This window comes from Paenibacillus glucanolyticus, from assembly GCF_037333485.1.
GTDB lineage: Bacteria > Bacillota > Bacilli > Paenibacillales > Paenibacillaceae > Paenibacillus_AQ > Paenibacillus_AQ glucanolyticus.
Genome location: NZ_CP147845.1, coordinates 4261027 through 4284538, shown reverse-complemented (window position 1 = coordinate 4284538; position 23512 = coordinate 4261027). Strand labels below are relative to the sequence as shown.

The window sequence follows — 23512 nt, the reverse complement described above, 5'->3', positions numbered from 1 at the left end:
ATCATGCAGGAACTGGACATTAGCTTCGGCAAGCACCGGGCTGATACGAACTGGAAAACTGAATACTTGACCTGGGATGAGTTCGTGGACCGGCTGCGGAAGGTCCGGCGGACGGCAGAGACGATGGCCCAGTACGACAAGATGAACAACAACGCCCGCGGTAAATTGAAGGATGGGCCCGCTTTTGTTGGCGGGCTTGTCCGGACAGGGCGGCGGAAAAAGGAGAATGTCGATAGTCGGAGCTTGATTACCTTGGATGTCGATCGCGGAGACGATGATTTCTTATTCTCAGCTGAGCTTGTTCTAGGTGGGTCGGCTTACGTTATTTATTCTACACACAGTCATCGGCCGGAGAAACCGAAATACCGTCTGATCATTCCGGGGGATCGTAATATGAGCCCGGATGAATATGCAGCAGTTAGCCGCAAACTGTCGGAGCATATCGGTATGGAGTATTTCGACAAGACCACGTTTGATGTCCACCGGCTTATGTACCTACCGAGCTGCAGCAAGGACGCAGATCCGGTCCTGGAAGTTTTCGAAGGGGAACCGCTTGCTATAGATCGGATCCTGGACGAGTATGCTGATTGGCATGACGTCATGGCTTGGCCGCGGCATCCAGAGGATAAATCTCCTGCTCAGTTGGCAGCCAAGAGAGCACAGGATCCTCGGGAGAAGTTCGGGATGATCGGTTTTTTCTGTAGGGCATTCACCATTGAAGAAGGGATCGAAACCTTCTTATCGGATGTATACGAAAAGGGCTCAATGCCGGATCGGTACACATACACCAAGGGCTCCAGCGGTAACGGGCTGGAAGTCTATCCGGATCAGGATCTCGCATTCTCCCATCAGGACAGCGATCCGATCGCAGACGGGCGCACTTATAATCTTTTTGACCTTGTACGAGTTCATAAATTCGGTCATCTGGACGAGCGAGTGAAAGATCATACACCAGATGCGAAGAAGCCGAGTCACCTGGCTATGGAGCAGTGGGCAGCACAGCGGCCGGAGGTAAAGAAGCTCGTCTTCGCTGAGCGCCAAGCAGATTTCGCTGAAATGGCAGATGAGTTTCCCGCTGACGAGGACGACCCGGATGAAATGGATTGGGAGGATCAACTAGAAATCCATCATAAGACAGGGGAGCCACTGCCCACGGCGGGAAATGTAGAGCTCATGCTGTCACATGGGTCGTGGAAGAACGTTCTGGCTTATGACGCTTTTGGGAACACGGAGGTTATTCGGCGGTCGCTCCCGTGGCGTGAACAGGAACGTCTGGGACGCTCCTATGAGCCGTGGTTGGGTGCTGATGATAAACGCCTTCAGCATTGGTTTGCCAAGGTACACGGCATCAATTCAGCCAAGACCATACAGAATGCATTCACGGAGGTAGTCCATCGAAATACGTTTCACCCGATCAAGTCCTATGTCGAAAGCGCCGTATGGGACGGCCTACCACGTGCAGAACGGATATTTATCGATTACTTGGGCGCACCAGACATCCATTACACCAGACAGGCGACACGGAAGATGCTGCTGGCTGCCGTTGCTAGGCTGTATCGTCCAGGGTGTAAGTTTGACCAGATGCTGGTCCTTGTCGGGCCACAGGGTGCCGGGAAGAGCTCCCTCTTGGCGAAGCTTGGCCGTGAATGGTTCTCTGACTCTTTACGGACATTTGAGAACAAGGAAGCCGGGGAACACCTACAGAGTGGCTGGATCTTTGAGATCGGCGAGCTGTCGGCCATGAAAAAGACCGAGGTTGAAGAGGTTAAGGCGTTTTTATCCAAGACAGAAGACCGCTATCGGGTGGCATATGATCGCCAGGTATCTGAGTTCCCACGGAAATGTGTTTTCTTCGGGACGACGAATACACGGGATTTCCTCAGGGATGCGACCGGAAACCGTCGTTTTTGGCCCATTGAGATATTCCCCGATCGGGCGACAAGAAGCCATTGGGAGGAATTGACCGAGGAAGAAGTGAGCCAAATATGGGCTGAGGTTTTGAGCTGGTTTAAGGCGGGGGAAACCTTGGAGCTTGACAGCGAAGCCCGCATGGAGGCGGAAAGACAACAAGCTGCGCATATGGAGACGGATCCACGAGAAGGCATTATTCAGGAATGGCTTGATATGCCGTTAGAGGATGAGATGGGGCGACCTACCGATGACCTTCGGGATCGAGTGTGTGCAGCCCAAATATGGACCGAATGCCTTGGAAAGAAGCGAGGCGATATGAGAGCGTGGGAGTCGAAAGAACTTGCTGATATTATACGCCGCATTCCAGGGTGGAGGGAGCGCAAAGGCAAAGCAAGAGTTCCAGGATACGGGGTTCAACTTGTATTTGAACGTTGCTGAGAAGTGTTGCTGAGAGCGTTGCTGTAAGTTTTCACGGCAACACTAAACGTTGCCAATGTTGCCGTGATGTTGCCGTGAAAATCAGACCTTCGGCAACACTGAAAACCCAATAATATCAAGGCTTATCATGTTTCTGTTGCCGATGTTGCCGTGAAATCTATAAAAATAGTAAAAATATAAATTAACCCGTAAGCGTAAGGCCCATATATGACTTAAACGCTAAAAAAACGCAGTACGCGTATGTGAGAGCAACTCTAGCAACAGGCTGAAAGGAGTAAATATGAGAGAGTCTGCACTGGAACGCCGTCTGGTCCGTGAAGTCAAAAAGATCGGAGGTGAAGCACCTAAGTGGGTCAGCCCTGGAGAGCGAGGTGTCCCTGATCGGATTGTGCTTCTCCCTAACGGCCAAACGGTATACGTGGAAATGAAAGCACCAGGAGAGCAGCTAACCCCGTTACAGGAACGCTGGAAGAGAAAGCTGCTAAAGCTGGGACACCGGCATTATAAACTTGATTCGAACGAAGATATTGACCGGTTCATAGACGAGGTGAGAGCCAAATGAAGTTTAAACCGCATCAGTATCAGGAGTATGCTACCCAGCGGATCCTGGACACACCATACATCGCATTACTGCTTGAGATGGGACTAGGCAAAACCGTTAGTACCCTGACAGCCATGGATTTATTGCTGAACGATTACTTTGAGGCAGGAAAGGTATTGGTGATTGCCCCATTACGAGTAGCAGATGACACTTGGGCCCGAGAGATTGAGAAGTGGGACCACCTGAAACATCTCCGAATTAGTAAGGTTTTGGGCAGTGCAGCTGTACGTCGGAAAGCCTTGAAGGCTGAGGCTGATATCTACGTGATCAATCGTGAAAATGTCGAGTGGCTTGTCAGCGAGTACGGCAGCCAGTGGCCGTTTGATACCGTAGTGATCGATGAGCTTTCCAGTTTCAAGAATCCACAGGCTAAACGCTTCAAGGCACTTCGCAGGGTCCGGCCCATGATGAAGCGTGTGATCGGTCTAACCGGAACACCAGCCCCGAACAGCCTTATGGATCTATGGGCGCCGATGTATCTGATCGATCAAGGGGAACGACTTGGTAAGACGATAACCGGTTATCGCGATCGTTATTTTACACCGGGTAGCCGCAGCGGCCATGTGGTCTACGAATGGAAGGCCAAGCAGGAAGCAGAGGAACGGGTATACGAGGCCATTTCAGATATTGCTGTCAGCATGAAAGCCGAGGATTGGCTGGAGCTGCCTGAACGGATTGATCGGACGATCCAGATTCCTTTAAGCCCTAAAGCAAGAGAGCAATACATCAAACTAGAGAAGGAGCTGCTGCTTCCGTTTTTGGACGCTGATGTCGTGGCTAATACCGCGGCTGTCCTGTCGAATAAGCTGCTTCAGATGGCCAGTGGCGCAGTGTATGACGAGGAAAAGGGTGTTAAGTTGATCCATGAGGCAAAACTGGATGCCTTGGAGGATGTGATCGAGGCAGCCAACGGCAAGCCGGTTATGGTGTTTTACAATTTCAAGCATAGCCTGTCACGGATCCAGGAGCGATTCCCACAAGCACGGATCTTGCGGAAAGGTAAGGATGGGAATGAGGATATCCGGGCTTGGAATAACGACGAGATCCCCCTATTGCTTTTACATCCGAAGTCAGCAGGTCACGGCCTTAATCTCCAAGATTCAAGCTGTCGGACGGTTGTCTGGTTTGATCAGATATGGAGCCTGGAAGAAGACCAACAGGCTAATGCAAGGGTCCACCGACAAGGTGTACGGCACAACATCGTAGTTATCCGCCTGGTAGCTGAAGGGACAATGGACGAGGACGCTGTGGCAGCCCTGGAACGTAAGGCTGCCGGGCAAGATGCCCTGATGGAAGCCGTTAAAGCCAGAATAGAAAGGATGAAGGCATCATGACAATAGAACAGCAGGTGATAGAGCAACTTTCCCAATATCGTCAGAAGAAAGCCCGCATACAGGCACTATCGACGTATAGCGTTGGTGCCGGAATCACCGTTTCCCGATTGAATGAGGATGACCAACTGCAGGAGCTGCACGGGAGGTTACGCGGGTTGCCGACATACATGTATTTGTCGAAACGAGAACAGGAGCTAGAAACAGTGGCTCACGCCTACATGTCCAGTTACCCAGCTGGGGTTAAAGCCCAGAAGCAAGCTGTCCCAGCCCAAGTGATGGATCCGGAAGACACGGAGCTGCTGCAGGAGCTGCGGAGAAAGGTTCAGAAGGTGATCGCTGCGAGAGGATATGACGTACGGGATGGAATTGAAGCGATTATTGAGCGACTAACTGAGTTGCAGGATCTGCAGGCTGAGGTTGAGCGGATCGATTTTCTTTTAACTACACTTGAAGAGTACCGGCCTAATGATGCGGAGCTGTTAAGATTGATATACGCAGATGGCGTTGAGATCCCAGTTATCGCGGATAAATTACAGCTAACAGAACGGACAATTAGCCGTAGACGAAGAGTCGCAGAAAGCGAGTACATTAATTTGGCACGATAATGTCAGTAAAATGACTTTAAAATGTCGAACGTTTGTTCTTGTTTTCCGTGTCAACCCCTGCTAAAATGATATTGTGCCCTTCATGTAAGGAGACGGTCGGCAATGGACCAAACGAGCCGTTAGGCGGCCGTCTCTTTTTATAACCGGATGTAGTGTAGCTGGGTAGCACGCTTGCCTTGGGCGCAAGTAGTGTGGGTTCAAATCCTGCCGTTCGGATTATTCGTAGCTTTTTCATCTCCCCCTTACTTGCCGTCTCGGATCGAGTCGGCATTTCTTTTGCAGGAAAATGTACCCTTTTTGTAGAATGGTGTCATAAAGACACATTTCAGGAGGGGTCTATTTGCCTACGAAGAGAGTAACATGTACATTTTTTAGTATTTCCGAGCCAAGTAAACTAAAGGGGAAGATAAATGAATTATTAGAAAATCAGTATGCTTTAATTCAATCCAAAAAAGTTCATAATGTTGAGGTTGCTGGAGTATATCTTAGAATCAGCTTTCTGAGAAAGGAATCCGTTAATCAGAACAATTACTGGATAGGAGTTATTGAAAGGTTAGATACAACGTTACAAGGTGAAGCATCTAACTTAGACGGTACAAGAATGGTATATGCCACAGGAGTAGATGAAGGACCAATCGTAAACACGGGATTCGCATATTACCCACTTACCAATACGTTTGTTCTGCACAGGAAAATTGGTGGGGTAAATGATGATAAGTTAGGGATATTTATTCGGAAGTTAATTAGGCAAACTAACATAGTTTCTGAAGGGTTTACACAATTCAAATTGAGCATTCTTCCGGATTTGACCAAAATTAATCGTTTTAAGAATGCAGCTAGAATTAAGCAATTAGAATACTCTTTCAAAATGCCGGAAAACCTGCAATCATTACAGTCTGGAAAGCGATCAATTTTGGGAGATATGTTTTTAGCAAATACCCTTGGCGGGAATACTATGAGAGTAGTGGTACGTGCAGATTCATTAGACGTATCGAAAGTTAACCAAAAGGTTAATGAACTCCTAAAACTAGGTGGAGATTATTTATCGTCACTACGAGCGACTACAGAACATAATGGGATCGAAGAACCGTTAGATCTACTTACTGAGAAGTTTAGTGATTACGAAGATGTAAACTTGAAAAAAGGGAAAAAAGAAACAGTGGACGTAATCATGGATGCTACTAAAACTATTTTCTTAAGGCAAGAGGCATTACTGAAAAAAATGTATTTATCAGACGGATCTGACGAATAAATAAGGAAAGGAGATGGTCTATTTGGTAAAGATAATTCTTAAACTATCTCTATTTCTTGCGCCGTTGATACTGTTATTGACAACCTTTAAGGTTAATTATTCACAATTTATTCAACTGCCCAATATACTAATGGGATCAATTGCACTCAGTTCATCCTCACTAGGTTTTTTTATTGCAGGGGTTTCTATTCTTCAAACTTCTAATTTGAGCAAGTTTTACGATAAGTTGGTGCAATTAGGGACAGACAAGAAAATATTAGGATGGCTAATGACATCTATTTTCTATATGTTTCTTTTATCTGCTACAAGTTTGTTAGCTCTCTTTTTCATAGATGGTACGGGAATTGCAACAACATTACTTTTAAATATATGGCTAGCTCTCTTAATAGCATCAATATTGTCAATGTTTTTCATTATCTTCATTTTTATAATAGTTTTTTTAAAATAGCACCTTAACGGGTGCTATTTTGATTTTCTGAAAAAGGAGCTGACAGCGATGGCATTGACGGCCAAACAGCAACGCTTTGTCGAAGAGTACCTGATTGACCTCAATGCCACGCGAGCATACAAGGCCGCTGGCTATAGCGTAAAGAGCGATAACGCAGCCGGTGTGGAGGGTCATCGGTTACTAAGGAACCCTAAGATTGCCGCTGCTGTAAAAGAGGCCATGGATAAACGGTCTGAGCGCACTGAGATCACCGCCGATATGGTCCTGGAACGTTGGTGGACGATTGCCAATGCAGATCCGAACGATCTTATCTATCATCGCCGGGTCTGCTGCAGATATTGTTTCGGCTTGGATCATGCATATCAGTGGGTTGATAAGGAAGAGTATCTAAATGCGGTACAGATCGCCCGTCAAATGGAGAAACCGCTTCCTGAAAACAACGGGGGGTACGGCTTCGATTCGACACTTCGCCCGCATCCTAAATGCCCTCGCTGCCAAGGGGAAGGATTCGGAGAGATCCACGCAACGGATACTAGAGATCTTAGCCCCCAGGCCCGCATGTTGTATGCCGGGGTCAAACAGACCCAATCTGGTTTTGAAATCAAGATGAGAGACCAGGATAAGGCCTTGGAGAATGTGGCTAGGCATCTTGGTATGTTCAACGACAAAATGGAGCTTACAGGCAAAGGCGGCGGTGCTCTGCAGGTGGTTTTCGATAAGGGGATGACGAACGATGAGTAATCAGGTTGTTATTCCCTACAAGCCCCAGCCCCGGCAGCAGGTGTATCACCAGACTGAGGCAGATGAGATCCTGTATGGAGGCGCAGCTGGCGGAGGTAAGTCGGAGGCGACGATCTGGGACGCGTTGAAATATGCTATGCAGTATGCAGGCAGCCGTCAGATCATCTTCCGGCGTACATACCCCGATCTGCAGCGCTCTATCATTTCCCGTACGATGCAGGTATACCCGAAAGAACTTGGCAAGTACAACAAGGCTAAGCATGAATGGGTATTCGTGAATGGCTCCATAATTGAACTAGCTTACTGGGACAATGATGCCAACTATACAAATTACCAGGGGGCGGAGTATGATGTCATCCGCTGGGAAGAACTGACGCAGTTCGAAGAGAAGTGGTATCTATATATGCTCTCTCGTCTGCGTGGTAGCAAGCCCTTCCCTCGTTCAGTTAAGAGCACAACGAACCCGGGAGGCGTGGGTCACACCTGGGCGAAGAAGCGTTTCGTATCGATTGGCCCGGCTGAGACTGTCCACCAGATCATGGAGACGGATGACGATGGAAATACATTGTACTGGCCTGATGGAACACCCAATGCAGGCGAACCCATCATCCGCAGCCGGATCTTCATTCCCGCTAACGTTCACGACAATCAGGCTCTGGTCCAAACGGATCCGGGCTATTTGGCGCGTTTGCTAGCTCTTCCTGATATCGAGCGGAAGCAGCTGCTCGAAGGGGATTGGGATGTATTTGCAGGTCAATACTTCAGTGAATTTACTCGGTCTATTCATGTTGTTGAGCCGTTTGACATTCCGAGGGAATGGAAAAGATATCGGGCGTTTGACGAAGGGTATACAGATCCGTTCGTCTGTATCTGGATTGCACTGGCTCCCGATGGTACCGGTTATCTGTATCGGGAACTGGCACAGAGTAAGCTGCTCACCTCAGAACAGGTAGAGCTCACGAAGCTAAACAGTCCAGTGTCTGAACGGTACGAATACAACGTGGCAGATACGTCATTCTGGAACAAGGCCAAGACGGAGAACATCACTCCGGCTGAGATATTTGCCCAGAAGGGTGTACATCTGATCCAGGCCAAGAAGGAACGCGTAAACGGATGGAAACGGCTGAGGGAATGGCTTCATGTATACGATGCGATTGACCATGTGACAGGCAATCTTTACAAAGATACGAGGCTCAAGATCTTCAGCACATGCGTAAAAGCTATTGAAGCCATTCCGGCCTTAATGCATGATCCAAACAAGGTAGAGGACGTTGCCTCTCATGCGCTGGATCATATACCAGATGCATTGCGTTATTGGGTAATGAGCCGACCAACCGCAGGCAAGGTGAAGGATGCCTGGTCTGCTAATCCCGACGAGATCCGGGAATCCCATGACGACTTTGACCAGGACGATGACGATGATGACATACCCATAGTGCAAGGTTTCTGGTAAGTCCGATTATTCACTGTTTATGCAAGACATGTGCACAAAATACAAGGTTTTGTGAAATAGTCTGTTACCGCAAACCCTTGATGTATAAGGGTTTATTTGTTTTGTGTGGAAAATGGTTTATGCATAGCGTATGCAAGAAGCCGAGAAGCCGCATGGTTGAGGGATTTTGGTTTAATCGTATTCGTTACGATATACATCATCTATACATGAAGGAGTGTGACTGATCATGTTCTATTTTTGTGCATTTATTTTGTTAATGGTGATCACATACCAGGGTGTGCAGCTGACTGTTCAGCAGAGGACCATTAAGGATCTGAACGATCGGCTCATGGCTCGGAATTTTACGGAGTATGCTTCTAGTCGTGCAAGGGAAGACCCGCCTCCAGAGGTAAAGAGTCGAAAGCCCCTCAGCTGGTACGATGATCCGGATATCATGGACGGTGATGATGAATGAGGTTACTCGATAAGGTGAATGGCATCTTCGGTGGTTCATCTGGTGACGATCAAACGGTTAACCCCAACACACCAGAACAACAAAGTATCGTGGATGAAGTTATGACTGACTTCGAGGTATTCAAGGAGCCGCGTCAGAAGATGGACAGCATATGGCGACAAGAGCAACGCTTTTACATGGGCGATCACTGGTACGGCCTGCGGACAGAAGCAGTGTCCAAGCTCCGACCAGATGCCGTGGAGAATGTGGCTTTTTCGCAGATCGAGAGCATTGTCGGTAAGCTGACCGGTTGGATGCCATATCCGGATTACGATGCCCAGGAAGAGAATGACGAACAGAAAGCCCGGGATCTTAACGACTTCATGCCGTATGAGCTAAGGCAGATCAAGTTCAAGCAGAAGCATGCTCGGGCGATACGCCGGATGGTTATTCACGGGCCGCTTATCTATAAAACGGTGTTTGACCCAACGGTGGAAGGTGGACGAGGTCAGAACAGGTATACAGGCCGGAATGATATTTTGCCAGTTGATCTATTCAGCTTCTTTCCGGATCCGCGAGTTTCCGATTTCATTCATCTTCAGGAGATGGGCGCCATCATTACGAGGTACCCAAAGACACTGGAGTATTTCAAAAAGCGCTGGCCTAAACAAGGTGAGAAGGTGCAGCCGGATCGGTCAGTCGGGGATGACTGGAATTATGGTGATTCCATCGACAGCATCTCAGGTCCAATAGACCTTAACGCTAGGCAGAAGTCGTCCGGACTGATCGAATACTGGTATCGCGGATTGCCTAAGGTGGTTACCCGAGAAGATCGGGAATTGTTCCGGGATCTGGCCGAGGAAAAGCTGCTGCAGGGAGTTGATCCTTCTGAGCTGATCGCCAAGGCAGAAGGCAATATGGAGGGTGTTCACTGCATCTATATTTCCTCTGATGGTGTGTTCTTGGAGCACAAGGCTTATGTGTATGATCATGGCCAATACCCATTTACAGCACGGACGTTGTATCCGGATGAAGGTAATGTGTTCGGTAAGGGCTTCATGCGTGACATGATTAAGCCGCAGATCATGAAAAACAAGTATGCAGAGATTGCGATCGAAACCATGGCTAAACAAGGTAACGGCGGGATCATGTATGAGGATGGTGCAATCACCAAACCTAATACATGGCAGGAACGTCGTAGTCTCCCTGGAGCTATGCTTCCGGTTGCGCAAGGTCGGATGAATGACGTTAAGGAGCTTCAGGGGATCAACATCCCAGGGAGCTTATTTAACATGCTGTCTTATTATGATGAGATGCTGCAGAAGATTCCCGGTCAGTTTGATAGTTCGAACGGCCAAGCGAATAGCAACGTCACATCGGGAGAGCAGGCTAAAGCACTCATGGCCGCTGCAGGTACTAGGCTGAATACAACTTCTGATCTTATACAGGATGCGTTGGAAGAAGTGTTTAGCCAGTATGTGGAGCTGATCGCACAGTTTTACACAACGGAACGCATTGCCCGTATCACAGGCCGCAAGCTGAGTATCAGCCGGGATACGATCGTCTCTAAGGTGCCATCTGAGTACGATACCGGTGAGCAAGTTCCGGATCCTTCTACCGGGGAGCCTGTGCCTGACATAAGGTCGGTCCAGGAAGAGTATGTACCAGAATTCGATATTCTTGTTCATATCGGAGTAGACAAGCCACAGGATCGAGAGTATTGGCTACAGCTTGCCTTTAACCTGCTGCAAACGATTGATCCGGTTACGCAGCTGCCGATGATCGATGCTGAGGGCGTCCGCTATGTCATCAGCACAGGGCGTATGGAGCCGATGGATGTCATCAAGCGCCGGATTGAGCAAGAGGCAGGTACTCAACAGCAGATGCAACAACTTCAAATGCAGGTCCAGCAGCTCACACAGCAGAATCAGGAACTCCAGCAAGCCACGGCCCAGCTCATGGATCAGAGGGTACAGCAGGAGACGCAACAGCGTGAATTTGAACAGTCTTTGAAACAACAGAAGATGAATCTTGAAGCAGCGAAGACGGCAAATGAGATTATGAAGAGTCAGCAGCCGGTTTCACCTGTTCTACCTGGCCAGTGGTGAGAATCCATCTGGCCTTTTATTATCTGCCGCCACCCATAGCGGAATAGGAGGAACTACCATGTTTGATGTAAATGACCCATCCACCAACCCAGGTGAGCAAGTCGAGTCAACCCACCCACAGGCTGACGAGCAACAACAGGAAATGAGAAGTGTTTATGAGGCGTTCGATCTTCATTATCCAACAGACGAAGACGACCATAATGATCCTGAAGATGAACTGGACGATAGGACAGCTGCTCCACCCATAGACGGCGAACCGGTCGATCCAGAACAACGAAAAGGGATTACGGTCAAGTATAACGGTCAGGATGTCTTCATCCCGGAAACAGAAGTCGAGGCCCATGCCCGTAAGGGTCTGAATTACGACAAGATCGAAGGCCGGGCGAAGCAATATGAAACCGCACTGGATCGCCTTGCCCGTCAGCAAGGGTACAAGGATCACGCCGATCTGATTGCGAACCTGGACAAGATCGAGCAGGAAGCCGTACAGCAACAGCAAAATCAATTCGATCAGCTTAAAGCTCATTTGCGTCAAGAGGCTGAGGATGCTGGCATCGATCCGGATTCCATGGAGAGATACCTGGATAACCATCCGCTGATCAAACAGGCCAAGGATGTCATTCAGCGCAGTGAGCAAGAACAGCAGCTCAAGCAGCAGGAACAAAGCCAGCAGCAGCTTCTGCAGGGGTGGGAAGACCTCTTCCGCAAATACCCGCATCTGGCCGATCAGGTGAACCCGGATGGTGGATCAGCACCTTGGTTGACACCAGAAATGCATTCAAGGCTTGAGCGCGGATATGATCCGATTGACGCCTATGAACTTGTCCACCGTGACAGCATCATGGCCGATGAACGCAAGCGAACAGAGCAGTCCGTTTTGAAGAATCAACGGCTGAATAAGCGCGCGCAAGTAGTTGGACAGGGTAACGGGGAACGGCAGCCAGAAGTTCCGGCAGAGCTGTCTTCTGCTTTTGCAGCATTCGGAATTGACCCGAAAAACGCCCAGAAGTACGCTAAAAACTTTGAAAATAAATAGGAGGGGTTAGCATGCCTCAAGGATTTAAGTACGTATACAACGATTACGGTAAGGATCCGACACGGATTACTGAGCAATTGATGACAGATGGAGAGGCGGGCTTTGCCAATCAAGCTATTAAAATTGTTGGCGGTCGAATAACCAAAGCTGAGCCTACAGATCCGATTGCCGGCTTCTTGACGACAAATGTTACAGCTGGAAAGGACAAGCCAGCTGAGTACGTTCTCGCCCGAGAGGGTGACTGGTACGAAGCAGCCTATACGGGAATTGCAGATGCTGGCTTTGTTTCCGGTGCTTCAGAAGTCGCACTGGCTGCAGATGGGCTCTCGGCCGATGCCGCCACAATTGTCGGTGGACCACTGGCTATTTTCGAGGTGAACACCGAGCGTAAAACGGCACGAGTCAAAGTCAAGAACCGGCAATTTTCTTAAACAACTAATATAACCATTTGAAATAAGGAGGCATAAACCATATGCAAACAGCACTTCGTTGGGATCCGCGAGTATTGGAGCCTGTATTTAAGGAACTCTATTCACTCGCGATGAAAGATAAAAAGGACTTCATTCCACTCCTGTATAACGTAACAACTTCCAATAAGTTAATGGAATCCTATGAAGGAATCGGTGGCGAGGGCCTGATGGAAGAATGGAGCCGCTCGAATAACCAGGTCTACTATGAAGATATCGATGAGCTCTGGCAGAAGATCATCAAAAACCGTAAGTTCTCCGATGGTCGTATCATCGAACGCGATTTCATTGATGATCTGCAGTTGACAGAAATCAAGCGTCGTATTGCTTCCCTTGCTGATTCTGTTTACAAAACCCAGCAACTTCAAGCTGTCGAGTTCTTGGTGAATGCCTTTTCGGCAGTTGGTCCGAACTGGCGCGGTCGGAACGAGAGCTACTTAGGCCCAGATGGCAAACCGCTTTGCGCTGCGGATCACCCATACAGTCCTGAAAACAGCACGGATGTTCAGTCTAACCTCGGTGACAAGCCTTTGACCATCGACTCGTGGGACGAGACTGCGGTCGCTATGCAGGAGTGGGTTGACGATAAAGGTAACACCATGGCCGTCATTCCGGATACGCTTATCGTAGCACCATACAATGCTCGTGCAGCATTTAAGATTGCAGGCTTGCCGGATTCAGAGCTGCCAAAGTATGAACCTGGAAGCAATAACTTTGATGCCAATATGTACATGGGTAATATCAAAGTTATCGTCGATACATTTATTAAAGCTAGTCACCGCAAAAACTGGTTTGCAGCTGACTCAGCCCGCATGAAGGAATTCAACATTTGGCAGTGGAGACGAAAGGTCGAGAACGGTACGATGACAGATTTCGATACCGAAGCCACTAAACACAAAGCAATCGGTCGCTGGGGTTATGGGTTTACAAACTACTCATTTATCTATGGCCATAACGTCCAGTAGGACATAGCAACAAGCAGAGGGGGCTTCGGCTCCCTTTCCTTGTTTTAAGCATTCGAGTTCGAGTTTTTAAAAGAAGGAAAGGTGATGATGAAATGAACGCAAATATAGTTGACCATATCGGAAGTAAGGTAACTGTATGGACGAAAGACGGTAACGCGGCTGAGAATAGAACCCTGCACACCGTGGATGAGTTTGGTGTTGTGATATCCAACTATCAGGGCAAGCAGACTTTTATTCCGTGGATCCAGGTGAAGTATATCGATTATCCAGAACAGACAAGCGGTGATACTTGTGTATCGGGATGAACTGGAAGCAATGAACGCGATAAATCGGGAGCAGCAGAAAACCAATGAGTTATTGGGGAATCTGGTCTCTTTGCTTCAAGGGCAAACGAAGCCCGGAAAGGAGGCTGCCGGCAATGCTGCTAAAGGACGTAGTGGAGGAGATCGCGGAAAAGGCTCCTAACTTCCTGTCTCCCGCTTCCATTGTTCGGAAGGTAACACAGGTCCGGGATCGGTTACTTCGTCAATCAGGCGGAGCTCAGCAGCAAGCTGATACGGTGTGTACCGCTATTGACTTAACTGCGGGTCAGTCGCGGTATGTACTTCCTTGCCCTCCTGGCAATGTGGTGGATGTAGATATGATATGGGACGAAGAGTGGCGGAGGATCCCGCTTCGGCAGTTCCATCAGCGGTCAATTAAGCCGTATTACTATTTCCAAGCAGGTGAGTTGGGGCTGGTTCCAACTCCAGAAGACGACTGTGTAATGGGCTTGAAAATATTTCATATCCCGGTGCTGCCTGAATTGAGATTAACGGATATGAACGGACCAACCGGCTTCGATCCTGATTACGACATGGTGCTTGTTTTCGGGGTGCTTCGTGAAATCACAAGTGGTAGAGATGCACAGGAATATGACGCTAAGTATCAGGAGCTCCTGAGCGGTTACCAATCAGCTAATTCTGGCTGGGAGCGATACGAGGTAAAGGAAAGATGGTGAGATCATGAGAAGTAGATTCCCTTGGCGTGACACGAGTGAAGATATTGCTAAGCAAGGACATCCACAATGGGAAACGCCAGGTGGGGCACAGCAAAAAGCGGATAAGGCAGAGAAGAACGCGAAGGAGTATTCCGATTCTAAGTTATCGGCTCACATCGGAACAGGCGGTTCAGCACACGCTCTTGCGGTACCGAACGTAAATGCTGGTTTTATATCCGGAAGTGACCAGGCTAAGTTGAACAGTATTAAACCTGGGGCTGAAGTCAATCAAAACGCCTATTCGAAAATAAACGGCATACCCGCTTCTGAGAAGGAAGATGCTTTAAATATCGAGGGCGGAGTTGGCATTACGATCACACCAGATCCAGTAAACAAGAAAGTAAGGGTTACAGCTACTGGAACCACTACTCCGGGACCTCATGGAAGTGAGCATACAGGAGACGGAAGTGATCCGATCCCCGACGCAACAGTGAGCGTGAGTGGGTTGATGAGCGCTGCCGATAAGATTTCTCTAGATGCGACTGTAGAGGGTCTTGCTACCCTTGAGGTGCATACACCACGAGTCTATAATGTCATAGAATACGGAGCTGACCCAACCGGAGTCAACAACAGCACAACCGCAATTCAAACAGCTATAGACGATGCTTTTAATAATGGTAGAGGGATTGTATCATTGCCCCCTGGAACCTATAAATTAGACGCATCCACCTTAGGAATGACACTATGGAATTACGGGGTGTCGATCGATACCAATACTGGATGTTTAGTGTTGCGTAATGGTGTATCGCTTGTGGGGTCGGGAATTGGAGTTACGGTTTTGAAGCCGTCTTCACCGCATTATGTTTGTGTATACCTAGCAGATGGGAAAAACTCAACTATCGCCAATTTGGAGATTGACGGAGGATGGGTTGACGTAGGGGGAGGACATGGTATATTTCAGTGTTTAACAGAAAATAACAAAGATATTTTCGTAAGTGGAACGCGGCTAAAAAACCTGTACATCCATCATGTTGGTAGCTACGGAATTGGCATACAAAACGGTGTACACTCTGACGTTGTAATTGAAAAAATTCACACTTTCAGAACTGGAGCAGATGGAATTGACATTAAAAACAGAAGTACATCTGGAGTGGATAGTAAAGGTATCACTGTTAAAGGGATTTTTATAGACACCTTCGGTCTACGTCTTGATTCCCAAACCGGCTTAGATATGAGAGGTATCGTAAAAGCAAACAGTATTCAAGTGGTTAATGTTGGACGCACAGGAGCTAACCAAACAGGTATTAGATTTAGAGCCCAGAATCTAGCAGATGGACCTAATGCATGGGCAAGAAGGAGTTCACTATCCGAGATTTATGTTTCTTCCAATGTCCCTGACAACACAGGAGTTCTAGGCGTTGATTGTGGTAGCCCTGATATATCTATCACAGGCGGAGTTATTGAGGGGTGTTACACAGGTGTTAACATAGGAGGAAACACGGAAGGTAATGCTGATAATGTTTCTGTTTCTCAATTAGTTGTAATCAATAGTAAAAACTATGCTTATCGTAATAGCACAGGATCAAATAACGTTAGATATATAGGATGCATTGCTAAAAGTTCAAATGTAGGCTTTAGAAATGAAGGTAATAATACCTTATTTATTGGTTGTAGTGCCGTTGACGTAACCTCAACTATCTCAACAGCAGTTGCTGCTGCACCTTCCCAACTAACGGCAGGGTGTGATTTTGGAAGGGACTTTATATCGCTGAATTTCCTGACTGCTGGACGTGTATCAATAGAGGCTAAAGGCGTATCAAACGATATTGATCTTTCATTATTACCTAAAGGAACAGGTTCAATAAGAATGGGGTCTTTCACATCTGGATCGGATGCGCCTGTTGTGGGGTATATTACAATCAAGGATTCTAACGGAGTAAGTAGAAAGCTTGCGGTGATAAATTAAAAAAAGACCTAGCCATTTTAAAGTGTGGCTAGGTCGAATCATTAGAATGTGACAGGCTTTTCTGGAGCAATTGGTGTTGTGGAATTTGAATCTTTTACTTTTTTTGAGTGACCTTTTTTCAAAAGCAAAAATGGACGCTCAATGTATAAATAACTTGCAAAAGCAACTAATAGGACAACAGGAAGAATAATAAAGGTCGAGTACACCAGGAACTCTATATTCAGGTGTTCACCAAACAGATTTTGAAATACCAAATGAAAATTCATTCGGTAATCTTTTAAAACGAAAATTATAAGATAATGCCAAATGTATACGCTATATGAACATAATCCTATTACAGTCGTCATAGGGTTTGTGACAATAATCTTGAGTTTGGATTTTATTAGCATGAAGGACACCAATATCGTTGCCCACAGTAGTGCTTCGCCCGTTCTATAGAATGTATAGAGCGTAGTAGAAGCTGGTATAGCTTTGTAACCACCTAATGAACTTAAATACTTTAACAGTATAATCAAACCTATACTCGCTAATAAAAATGCCGTCCACGCTTTCCATTGTTGGATGGTTATTTTTTTGAACTTGTTAAAGTAAATATCGCAAGCCAAGACTCCAATTAAAAACTGATCAATTCTACCGAAAATAGAGTCCCCCAGTGGGAAGACGGATTTAATTATTAACGAAATTAATATCAAGCCGTACAAAATCTTTTTGTTGTTGAAATAAAGCATCAAAAAAGGAAGGATGATATAAAAATGAACTTCTGGACCTAATGACCAGTATATCCCTGCTGCATCTCCAAGATCAGCTTTCGTTATACCGGTGTTGTGCAAAAACAGAAAGTAGGGGATGACACCACTTAATTCTCCCACTTTTTGAACTGTTATGAAAAACACAAGAGATATGTAATACAACGGCAATATTCTAATCAATCGATTTATATAATACTGTTTTAGGTTGATTTCACGCTTATTAACCCAACTCATAGATAGTAGGAATCCGCTTATAACAAAGAACAATGATACACCGGTATGTCCTTCAAAAAATAATGTCAATAACAAGTTGTAATCTGTAAGCCTGTCAAAGTAATGGAAGTAATGCATGTTAGCATGAAAGTAAAATACAAGTAATGCTGCAATGCCACGAAATGCTTCGATATCGTTTAGATAAACATTATTTTTGTTTATGACTGGGGCTAGTAATTTCATTGATACCTTCCTTAGCTGGATGTTTTTTTTTATTAATCATACACTTAAAGTAACACAAAATGTATGGTTTTTGTTTTTATAACAGTCTGAAGAAGGTGGCATCTTGATGAAAAAAAATGGATGTACTTGTGAAAATGCACATTTAAGGAGTGTCTTTATGACTGGAGGTTAAACATGAATATAGGAGAAATCGTCAAACAGGCAGATATTCTTGTTCCGAATGAGGTCTCATCTGCAGATAAGGTTTTGCAGCTGAACGCCATCAACCAGGATTTCTTCAATGTGGTGAAGATACCCCAAATTGCTCAGTTCTCCTGTGCAGCGGCCCAATCGGAGTACACACTTCCACCAGATGTTCGGCTGAAGAATATCGATAAGCTCTTGGTGGGGATGTTCCAATATCAAAGCCTGGATCGGGAGGATGTTACGCCTGCGCAGAATGCTTACTCCTTCGATGACCAAACCCATACGCTTTCTTTATTCCCTGCACCCTATACGGATCTGCAGGGATTTTTGCGATATCGCCGGATTGGGGTGAGTGTTTTTGTTCCGGCCAATCTAGCTGCGGTTCCAGACGCACCTGAAGAATATCACTGGACATATGTTCCTGCACTGGCTGCCTATCTGGCTCATACCCAGGACGACAGTGTAAAGGCAGCCAACTATGAGAGCCAGTATAAGGCAGCGTGGAATGTGGCAGCACAGAATTATCAAGCAGGTGATTCAGGATGAAGCCAGTTCAATATAACCAGCCTAATTACCAAGCTCTACCCGGGTTATCACAGCCGATCCCGATCCGTGATTTTAAGGGCTTGAATTCGTTTGATGCTCTATCTATTCCGGATAACTTTTTTACGGATATTGAAAATATGACAAGTGACGATTACCCGGCCGTTTCGACGCGACCGGGTTTTTCTGTTCTCGGATCATTTGGTTCAAGGGTGCTCGGGATGGGCGTATGGAAAGACCGGGAGCTGCATGCTGTATTTAACGATGGGACATGGAGACGCTGGAACGGAGGGTCTTGGACTACACTGGCAAGCGGACTGAGTACATGGGCGGATTGGTCCTTCACAAACTTCCAGGGAAACTTATCAGACGTGAACCTGATTGGCTGTAACGGCGTTGATCCTGTGAAGAAGTATGACGGCAGCACAGTGTCAAACTTGAGCGGGGCCCCTTCCAACGGGAAGTACATGACCACATACCAGAACCGGCTTTGGTGTGCGGTGGATAATGAGTTATGGGCTTGTGCTCTGGATCAACCCGATCGATGGGATAAGTTTACGGGGAATAAAGATGATAGCTACCGGCGTCAGATGGAGTCCACGAGAGGCGAGCAAATCAATATGCTGACCGGGAGCCTGACCAAGCTGACGATCGGCATGCCGAACAGCCTGCATGAGCTCTATGGCGCCTTGCCAGAAGACTTTACAACCAAGCTGATCACTGAAGACATGGGTGTAGCCAATCATAAAAGTGCTATTACTCAGGAAGGGTTTATGCGCTTCATCCACAAGGTTGGGATCTTCGAATATGGCGGCGGGGTGTTACCGAACAAATCGTTTTCAGATGTGATCGGGAAATTCGTGACAGGGGTCACGGATACGAGTGTCGCCGGCTCTGACGGTACGAAGTTGTATTTCAACCTAACCCCTGACAGAATGCTGGTCTATGATCCTCGGCCTGGTGTACAAGCTTGGAGTTTATGGAGAGGTATTCACGCCGCGCAGTTTGCGTCCATGCAAAATCAGCTCTATATCGGTGATGCACACGGCCGTATTTTACGTATGGAGGGCTCTACCGATGGTGGGGATCCGATTCGCTGGTCGGCTACTACGAAGCCCTTCAATGGAGGCTCCATAGCTCAAAAGATGCGTTGGTATAAACTTTGGATGGTTGTGGAGCTGACAGGGAGCATGGACATCCATCTCTCTTCTTCTATCGGCGGAGAGGATTGGACGCTGGTCCAGTCGATTGCCGGCAGCAGCTCACCGCAAGTACGCAGAGTCATCATACCGGTATCCAAGTTCGCTCGAGAAAATTGGATCCGTGTAAGATTCTCCGGTACCGGCTGGGCAAGGATTCATGAGTTCACAAGACAAACGCGGCAGCTGCCGCTTTATTAGGAGGTTGATAGCGTGTCGATTTGGAGCGATACTCCACGGATAAGCGGACCGCCGGATACCCAGGACATCGGCGTGATACTCGGGTATGTGAAAGACTTGGCTAATACGGTTGCAAAGATGGCGAAGGATTTAGAGTTCCTAGTGAATGGTAATCTGGATGCGAACAATATCCGGGCTCAAAGCATTGAGACGAAGAACCTGAAATCCGATTCGGTTACAACTGATAAACTCCAAGCCGGTGCTGTTACGGCAGATAAGATTACTGTTAACGAACTCTCTGCAATTACGGCAAACCTAGGACACATCATCTCAGGACTCATTGAGTCTATAGCGATATACGGGTCATATATATCTACCAACCGATACGGATATCCGAAGGTCGAAATGAGCGATACGGATGATATGATCGGGGCGTATAAGAATGCCAATAATGCGATTAAAATTTACAGTCCGGTTGAACGCCTATCCCCAATCGTTCTTTTCACAGCCAATGGGATTAATTCGTTTTTATTTTATGATCCAGCAGACAATACCTTCAGTATTACTAGCAATTACGCGAATATTGATATATCTACTCAGAACGATATTCAATTATACGCAAACTCGGTAAGACTATCTGGATGGAACTCTTTATGGAGTAATGGGGAATCCAAAACATTGAAGCAAGAATTGGATGCTTTAGATCAAAGACTGAGAAAATTGGGTGGTTAGTTAACTTTAACGAATGGCTGTGTTAGATTGGAGAAAATTGGCGAGAGGAAGATATCAATGAAGAAAATATTTTTCGGTATTTTAATAGGAGCATTTCTCACTTTATCAACCACAGCATTAGCCAGTGAAGTTAGTAACTTAATTGGAGAAAAGGTTGAAGGTGTTAAAAATGTTAGTTTAAATGAGAACTCAATCGGGCAAGCGGTAATAATCCAAGGCAAAAGTTATTTGCCAGTTCGTGAGATCGCTGATGGTTACGGAAGTAAAATAGAAATTCAGAAAGGTGGGGACATTTTTTTGACGACTCCGACCGATACAAACAATACCCCAGAAGAATCATCTGTTCCGGAAGATCCATCTGATCCTTCCGTCGATGTTTTAATAAAGAAAATAGATGATAAGAAATACGAAATAGAACGTGCTAAATCGGAAGTTGCAGGATTGGATAAGCAGGCGGTTGAACTTAAAGAAAGGGTAGACCGAAATAATGAACAGGGTGTTATCGGTGTGGCGAATACCAATTATGAAGTAATAGCCAACCAGTTGATAAAAACTGAAGAAAAATTGAGCACAAAAGAAAATGAACTTGCCGATCTCGAAGCCCAGCTGACTGAGCTGCAGAAATAAATAATACTATTCGAAGGGCTCTCACATGAGGGTCCTTTTCTCATGCAAAGAAATGGAGGTGTGTTATGGCAACCTATGATTACGGCATCAGGCAAGGGCTGAATAGCAAGGGCATAGATAATGGTAGGATCGGTTATTCCAATGGTTACGTTACGGTAGACGGCAAAAAATTCATGCAAGCTGATTACAACAACAAGGGAACAACTTACTCCAATCAGCAGAATTTCAATAACGCCTGGAACAGCTTCAGTCCGGCAGGAAACATGAATATGCAAAAGACAACGAGTCCGTTTGTTCAGGCCGCGGCGAATGTAAAGAGCAGCCCGCAGCCTACCAATACGCCTACGCCATACACCAGCCCAACAGAAAATACGCTGAACCGGATGAAGGACTTCATTAATAATAACAGTGGTTTTCAATTTAAAGCTCCGGATCCGTTCACCTATGACCCACAATCGGATCCTGCATATCTTTCTCAGCTTGCCGAAGCCAAGCGGAATATCGCAGACCAGCAGGTGGATACGAACGCTGTACTCCGGGTGCAGGGGCAGGGCAAGTCTTCATATAGTGAGCTCGTTCAGAATCAGATCGGTGATAAGACGTTAGCCAGCTTAGCGGATACATTGGTTCCGCAGCTGATGAGCCAAGCCTATCAGCGTTATAACGATGATGCCAACCGATCCTTGCAGGTGCAGCAGATGAATTATAGTACTCAGCAGGACACGCTTGCGAATCTTGGGAACCTATATGGCCTGGAGCATCAGGAGTATTTCCAGAATCCGATCCAGGAGGCGCAGCTTACCGGGAACTATTTGCCAAATGAAGCGAAGCAGGCTATTAGTAATCTTTTGGAATTGAAACGCCAGGCGGAGACTAAGGGGATGTCCCGCGAAGATCGAGCAGCTCTCAGCCAACAAGCTGATGGTATTCGTTCACAGCTTCAGGCATTAGGGATTGATCCTAGCTTCTACGGAGCCGATGTCCACTCCTCGAAAGCTAGCCAGAATAATCCGGCATTGAGAACACTGCAAGGCCAGCAAATGGACATGCAGCGTCAAACAGCGAATTGGGATGCGGCTCGAAGCGTATGGGATGCAACAGGCCGAATGGTCAGTCCGCAATCAGATTGGTCTGGTCTAATCCGACAAACACAAACGGGCAAAGCTCCGTTGACGATGGCAGCGCAGCAGCAGGCATTCAACAACCAATTCAATCTGGAACAGTTTGCTTATCAGAAAGCACGCGACGCCATCAGCGATCAACAATGGCAACTGAAGTTCGACCAGGATGTAAATCAATTCGGCCTGAACTATGCTCTCCAATCGCTGTCTGAACAGAACCAGCAAGCATACCGAGAAGCGCAGATCGGTCTGAGTCAAGACGATAGCGCCCGTGCTTGGGCGCAGCTTGATTATCAAATGGCGAACCCATCCCCAGAAAGCTACAGAGGATTGTCTGCTAATCAGGTGCTTCAAAGCATGCAGAGTCTTTACACGGAGCCTGTGTTCTCTACTGATGAGTTCGGCAATCAAACCAAGTCAGGAACGCAAATCACTAGTGATCCTGCTAAGCGAGAACAGATGTTCTTGAATGTGGTTGATTCAGGTGTTAGTGATTTGGAGACGAACCAGATCCTTAACTCACTCGGCATGACCAAGGCTGAGATCGATAAGTATATGAAAAAGTTTGGGGCTTCCTCGGGAAACTGAGTAGCCCCACCACCGCATCGAATGGTGTTGGGGCATACAAGAATTACTACAAGGCCGAGCGCGATGCCAAAGCCAACCCGAAAAACTACAATACGGCCAGTACAGCTGTTAGCAAGGCGATTCGTGATTTAGGCCTTCCGAATAGCTGGCTACAGCCAACGCTGGAGCTCATTGCTCGTGAGTCCAGCTTTAACCCAGCCGCGAAGAATTCTAAATCATCCGCTGCTGGGTTATTTCAATTTTTGGACATGACCAGGAAGGATTACGGGGGAAGCAGTGTGAACTGGGACGATCCATACGAGCAGGCTGTGGCAGGACTGAAATATATTAAGAATCGCTATAAGGATCCGGTTAAAGCGCTCGAACATTGGGACAAGAAGAAATGGTATTAAGG

General features: G+C 46.9%; 23 protein-coding genes and 1 tRNA gene. 23 read left to right on the top strand and 1 reads right to left on the bottom strand.

All coding sequences use genetic code 11. The features are described 5' to 3' along the window. The first annotated feature begins 3 nt into the window (after positions 1-3). The 17 genes from WDY75_RS20045 (at position 4) to WDY75_RS19965 (ending at position 16737) form a co-directional block, all read left to right on the top strand. On the top strand, positions 4-2349 hold the full coding sequence (locus tag WDY75_RS20045) for a virulence-associated E family protein (protein ID WP_063479153.1): 2346 nt from the start codon (positions 4-6) through the stop codon (positions 2347-2349). A 280-nt stretch (positions 2350-2629) separates the two neighbouring features. Further along, positions 2630-2911, top strand: coding sequence for a VRR-NUC domain-containing protein (locus tag WDY75_RS20040; protein WP_063479154.1), 282 nt, complete (start codon positions 2630-2632; stop codon positions 2909-2911). Further along, positions 2908-4284: a DEAD/DEAH box helicase gene (locus tag WDY75_RS20035; protein ID WP_063479155.1), complete on the top strand. Its 1377-nt coding sequence runs from the start codon at positions 2908-2910 to the stop codon at positions 4282-4284. Before WDY75_RS20040 ends, WDY75_RS20035 begins: the two co-directional genes overlap by 4 nt. Next, entirely contained in the window at positions 4281-4889 is a 609-nt protein-coding gene (locus WDY75_RS20030; protein ID WP_063479156.1) for a hypothetical protein, read from the top strand. The genes WDY75_RS20035 and WDY75_RS20030 overlap by 4 nt, the downstream gene beginning before the upstream one ends. Positions 4890-5032: 143 nt before the next feature. Then, positions 5033-5105 (top strand) — tRNA-Pro (locus tag WDY75_RS20025). A gap of 124 nt (positions 5106-5229) precedes the next feature. Then, entirely contained in the window at positions 5230-6141 is a 912-nt protein-coding gene (locus WDY75_RS20020; protein WP_063479157.1) for a hypothetical protein, read from the top strand. A gap of 22 nt (positions 6142-6163) precedes the next feature. Further along, on the top strand, positions 6164-6589 hold the full coding sequence (locus tag WDY75_RS20015; protein WP_063479158.1) for a hypothetical protein: 426 nt from the start codon (positions 6164-6166) through the stop codon (positions 6587-6589). Positions 6590-6637: 48 nt separating this feature from the next. After that, entirely contained in the window at positions 6638-7330 is a 693-nt protein-coding gene (locus WDY75_RS20010; protein ID WP_063479159.1) for a terminase small subunit, read from the top strand. Next, positions 7323-8783: a terminase large subunit domain-containing protein gene (locus WDY75_RS20005; protein ID WP_063479160.1), complete on the top strand. Its 1461-nt coding sequence runs from the start codon at positions 7323-7325 to the stop codon at positions 8781-8783. The genes WDY75_RS20010 and WDY75_RS20005 overlap by 8 nt, the downstream gene beginning before the upstream one ends. Positions 8784-9009: 226 nt before the next feature. After that, positions 9010-9237, top strand: a complete 228-nt coding sequence (locus WDY75_RS20000; protein WP_063479161.1) for a hypothetical protein — start codon at positions 9010-9012, stop codon at positions 9235-9237. Beyond that, positions 9234-11324: a hypothetical protein gene (locus WDY75_RS19995; RefSeq protein ID WP_063479162.1), complete on the top strand. Its 2091-nt coding sequence runs from the start codon at positions 9234-9236 to the stop codon at positions 11322-11324. Before WDY75_RS20000 ends, WDY75_RS19995 begins: the two co-directional genes overlap by 4 nt. A 58-nt stretch (positions 11325-11382) precedes the next feature. Further along, positions 11383-12360 (top strand): hypothetical protein, encoded by a 978-nt coding sequence (locus WDY75_RS19990; protein WP_063479163.1) that lies wholly within the window; start codon positions 11383-11385, stop codon positions 12358-12360. An 11-nt stretch (positions 12361-12371) separates the two neighbouring features. Then, the gene (locus WDY75_RS19985) at positions 12372-12791 is read left to right on the top strand and encodes a hypothetical protein (protein ID WP_063479164.1); all 420 of its coding nucleotides are present in this window, start codon (positions 12372-12374) and stop codon (positions 12789-12791) included. Positions 12792-12832: 41 nt separating this feature from the next. Next, entirely contained in the window at positions 12833-13792 is a 960-nt protein-coding gene (locus WDY75_RS19980) for a hypothetical protein (RefSeq protein WP_063479165.1), read from the top strand. A 92-nt stretch (positions 13793-13884) separates the two neighbouring features. Next, positions 13885-14097, top strand: coding sequence for a hypothetical protein (locus WDY75_RS19975; RefSeq protein WP_063479166.1), 213 nt, complete (start codon positions 13885-13887; stop codon positions 14095-14097). Positions 14098-14210: 113 nt separating this feature from the next. Further along, positions 14211-14792, top strand: a complete 582-nt coding sequence (locus tag WDY75_RS19970; RefSeq protein ID WP_063479167.1) for a hypothetical protein — start codon at positions 14211-14213, stop codon at positions 14790-14792. A 4-nt stretch (positions 14793-14796) separates the two neighbouring features. Continuing rightward, positions 14797-16737: a glycosyl hydrolase family 28-related protein gene (locus tag WDY75_RS19965; RefSeq protein WP_063479168.1), complete on the top strand. Its 1941-nt coding sequence runs from the start codon at positions 14797-14799 to the stop codon at positions 16735-16737. A 41-nt stretch (positions 16738-16778) separates the two neighbouring features. Here WDY75_RS19965 and WDY75_RS19960 read toward each other — a convergent pair whose 3' ends face one another. Continuing rightward, on the bottom strand, positions 16779-17942 hold the full coding sequence (locus WDY75_RS19960; RefSeq protein WP_063479169.1) for an acyltransferase: 1164 nt from the start codon (positions 17940-17942) through the stop codon (positions 16779-16781). 174 nt (positions 17943-18116) lie between these two features. Here WDY75_RS19960 and WDY75_RS19955 point away from each other — a divergent pair, with 174 nt between their 5' ends. From WDY75_RS19955 to WDY75_RS19930, 6 genes are all read left to right on the top strand, one after another. Further along, on the top strand, positions 18117-18674 hold the full coding sequence (locus tag WDY75_RS19955) for a hypothetical protein (RefSeq protein WP_063479170.1): 558 nt from the start codon (positions 18117-18119) through the stop codon (positions 18672-18674). After that, positions 18671-20071 (top strand): hypothetical protein, encoded by a 1401-nt coding sequence (locus WDY75_RS19950; protein ID WP_063479171.1) that lies wholly within the window; start codon positions 18671-18673, stop codon positions 20069-20071. The genes WDY75_RS19955 and WDY75_RS19950 overlap by 4 nt, the downstream gene beginning before the upstream one ends. 12 nt (positions 20072-20083) lie before the next feature. Next, the gene (locus WDY75_RS19945; RefSeq protein WP_063479172.1) at positions 20084-20782 is read left to right on the top strand and encodes a hypothetical protein; all 699 of its coding nucleotides are present in this window, start codon (positions 20084-20086) and stop codon (positions 20780-20782) included. 57 nt (positions 20783-20839) lie between these two features. Further along, complete coding sequence (locus WDY75_RS19940; protein ID WP_063479173.1) at positions 20840-21409, top strand: hypothetical protein; 570 nt, start codon at positions 20840-20842, stop codon at positions 21407-21409. 65 nt (positions 21410-21474) lie between these two features. Beyond that, positions 21475-23118, top strand: a complete 1644-nt coding sequence (locus WDY75_RS19935; protein ID WP_063479174.1) for a hypothetical protein — start codon at positions 21475-21477, stop codon at positions 23116-23118. Further along, complete coding sequence (locus WDY75_RS19930; RefSeq protein ID WP_082834328.1) at positions 23115-23510, top strand: transglycosylase SLT domain-containing protein; 396 nt, start codon at positions 23115-23117, stop codon at positions 23508-23510. The genes WDY75_RS19935 and WDY75_RS19930 overlap by 4 nt, the downstream gene beginning before the upstream one ends. The last annotated feature ends 2 nt before the right edge of the window (positions 23511-23512 follow it).

Excerpts from the sequence above, each read along its gene's own strand:
- WDY75_RS20040 (WP_063479154.1), top strand. The coding sequence starts at position 2,630 with ATGAGAGAGTCTGCACTGGAACGCCGTCTGGTCCGTGAAGTCAAAAAG.
- WDY75_RS19960 (WP_063479169.1), bottom strand. The coding sequence starts at position 17,942 with ATGAAATTACTAGCCCCAGTCATAAACAAAAATAATGTTTATCTAAAC.
- WDY75_RS19965 (WP_063479168.1), top strand. The coding sequence starts at position 14,797 with ATGAGAAGTAGATTCCCTTGGCGTGACACGAGTGAAGATATTGCTAAG.
- WDY75_RS20035 (WP_063479155.1), top strand. The coding sequence starts at position 2,908 with ATGAAGTTTAAACCGCATCAGTATCAGGAGTATGCTACCCAGCGGATC.
- WDY75_RS19990 (WP_063479163.1), top strand. The coding sequence starts at position 11,383 with ATGTTTGATGTAAATGACCCATCCACCAACCCAGGTGAGCAAGTCGAG.
- WDY75_RS19940 (WP_063479173.1), top strand. The coding sequence starts at position 20,840 with ATGAAGAAAATATTTTTCGGTATTTTAATAGGAGCATTTCTCACTTTA.
- WDY75_RS19950 (WP_063479171.1), top strand. The coding sequence starts at position 18,671 with ATGAAGCCAGTTCAATATAACCAGCCTAATTACCAAGCTCTACCCGGG.
- WDY75_RS19970 (WP_063479167.1), top strand. The coding sequence starts at position 14,211 with ATGCTGCTAAAGGACGTAGTGGAGGAGATCGCGGAAAAGGCTCCTAAC.
- WDY75_RS19935 (WP_063479174.1), top strand. The coding sequence starts at position 21,475 with ATGGCAACCTATGATTACGGCATCAGGCAAGGGCTGAATAGCAAGGGC.
- WDY75_RS19980 (WP_063479165.1), top strand. The coding sequence starts at position 12,833 with ATGCAAACAGCACTTCGTTGGGATCCGCGAGTATTGGAGCCTGTATTT.
- WDY75_RS19955 (WP_063479170.1), top strand. The coding sequence starts at position 18,117 with ATGAATATAGGAGAAATCGTCAAACAGGCAGATATTCTTGTTCCGAAT.
- WDY75_RS19975 (WP_063479166.1), top strand. The coding sequence starts at position 13,885 with ATGAACGCAAATATAGTTGACCATATCGGAAGTAAGGTAACTGTATGG.
- WDY75_RS20030 (WP_063479156.1), top strand. The coding sequence starts at position 4,281 with ATGACAATAGAACAGCAGGTGATAGAGCAACTTTCCCAATATCGTCAG.
- WDY75_RS20005 (WP_063479160.1), top strand. The coding sequence starts at position 7,323 with ATGAGTAATCAGGTTGTTATTCCCTACAAGCCCCAGCCCCGGCAGCAG.
- WDY75_RS20045 (WP_063479153.1), top strand. The coding sequence starts at position 4 with ATGCAGGAACTGGACATTAGCTTCGGCAAGCACCGGGCTGATACGAAC.
- WDY75_RS20000 (WP_063479161.1), top strand. The coding sequence starts at position 9,010 with ATGTTCTATTTTTGTGCATTTATTTTGTTAATGGTGATCACATACCAG.
- WDY75_RS20010 (WP_063479159.1), top strand. The coding sequence starts at position 6,638 with ATGGCATTGACGGCCAAACAGCAACGCTTTGTCGAAGAGTACCTGATT.
- WDY75_RS19995 (WP_063479162.1), top strand. The coding sequence starts at position 9,234 with ATGAGGTTACTCGATAAGGTGAATGGCATCTTCGGTGGTTCATCTGGT.
- WDY75_RS19985 (WP_063479164.1), top strand. The coding sequence starts at position 12,372 with ATGCCTCAAGGATTTAAGTACGTATACAACGATTACGGTAAGGATCCG.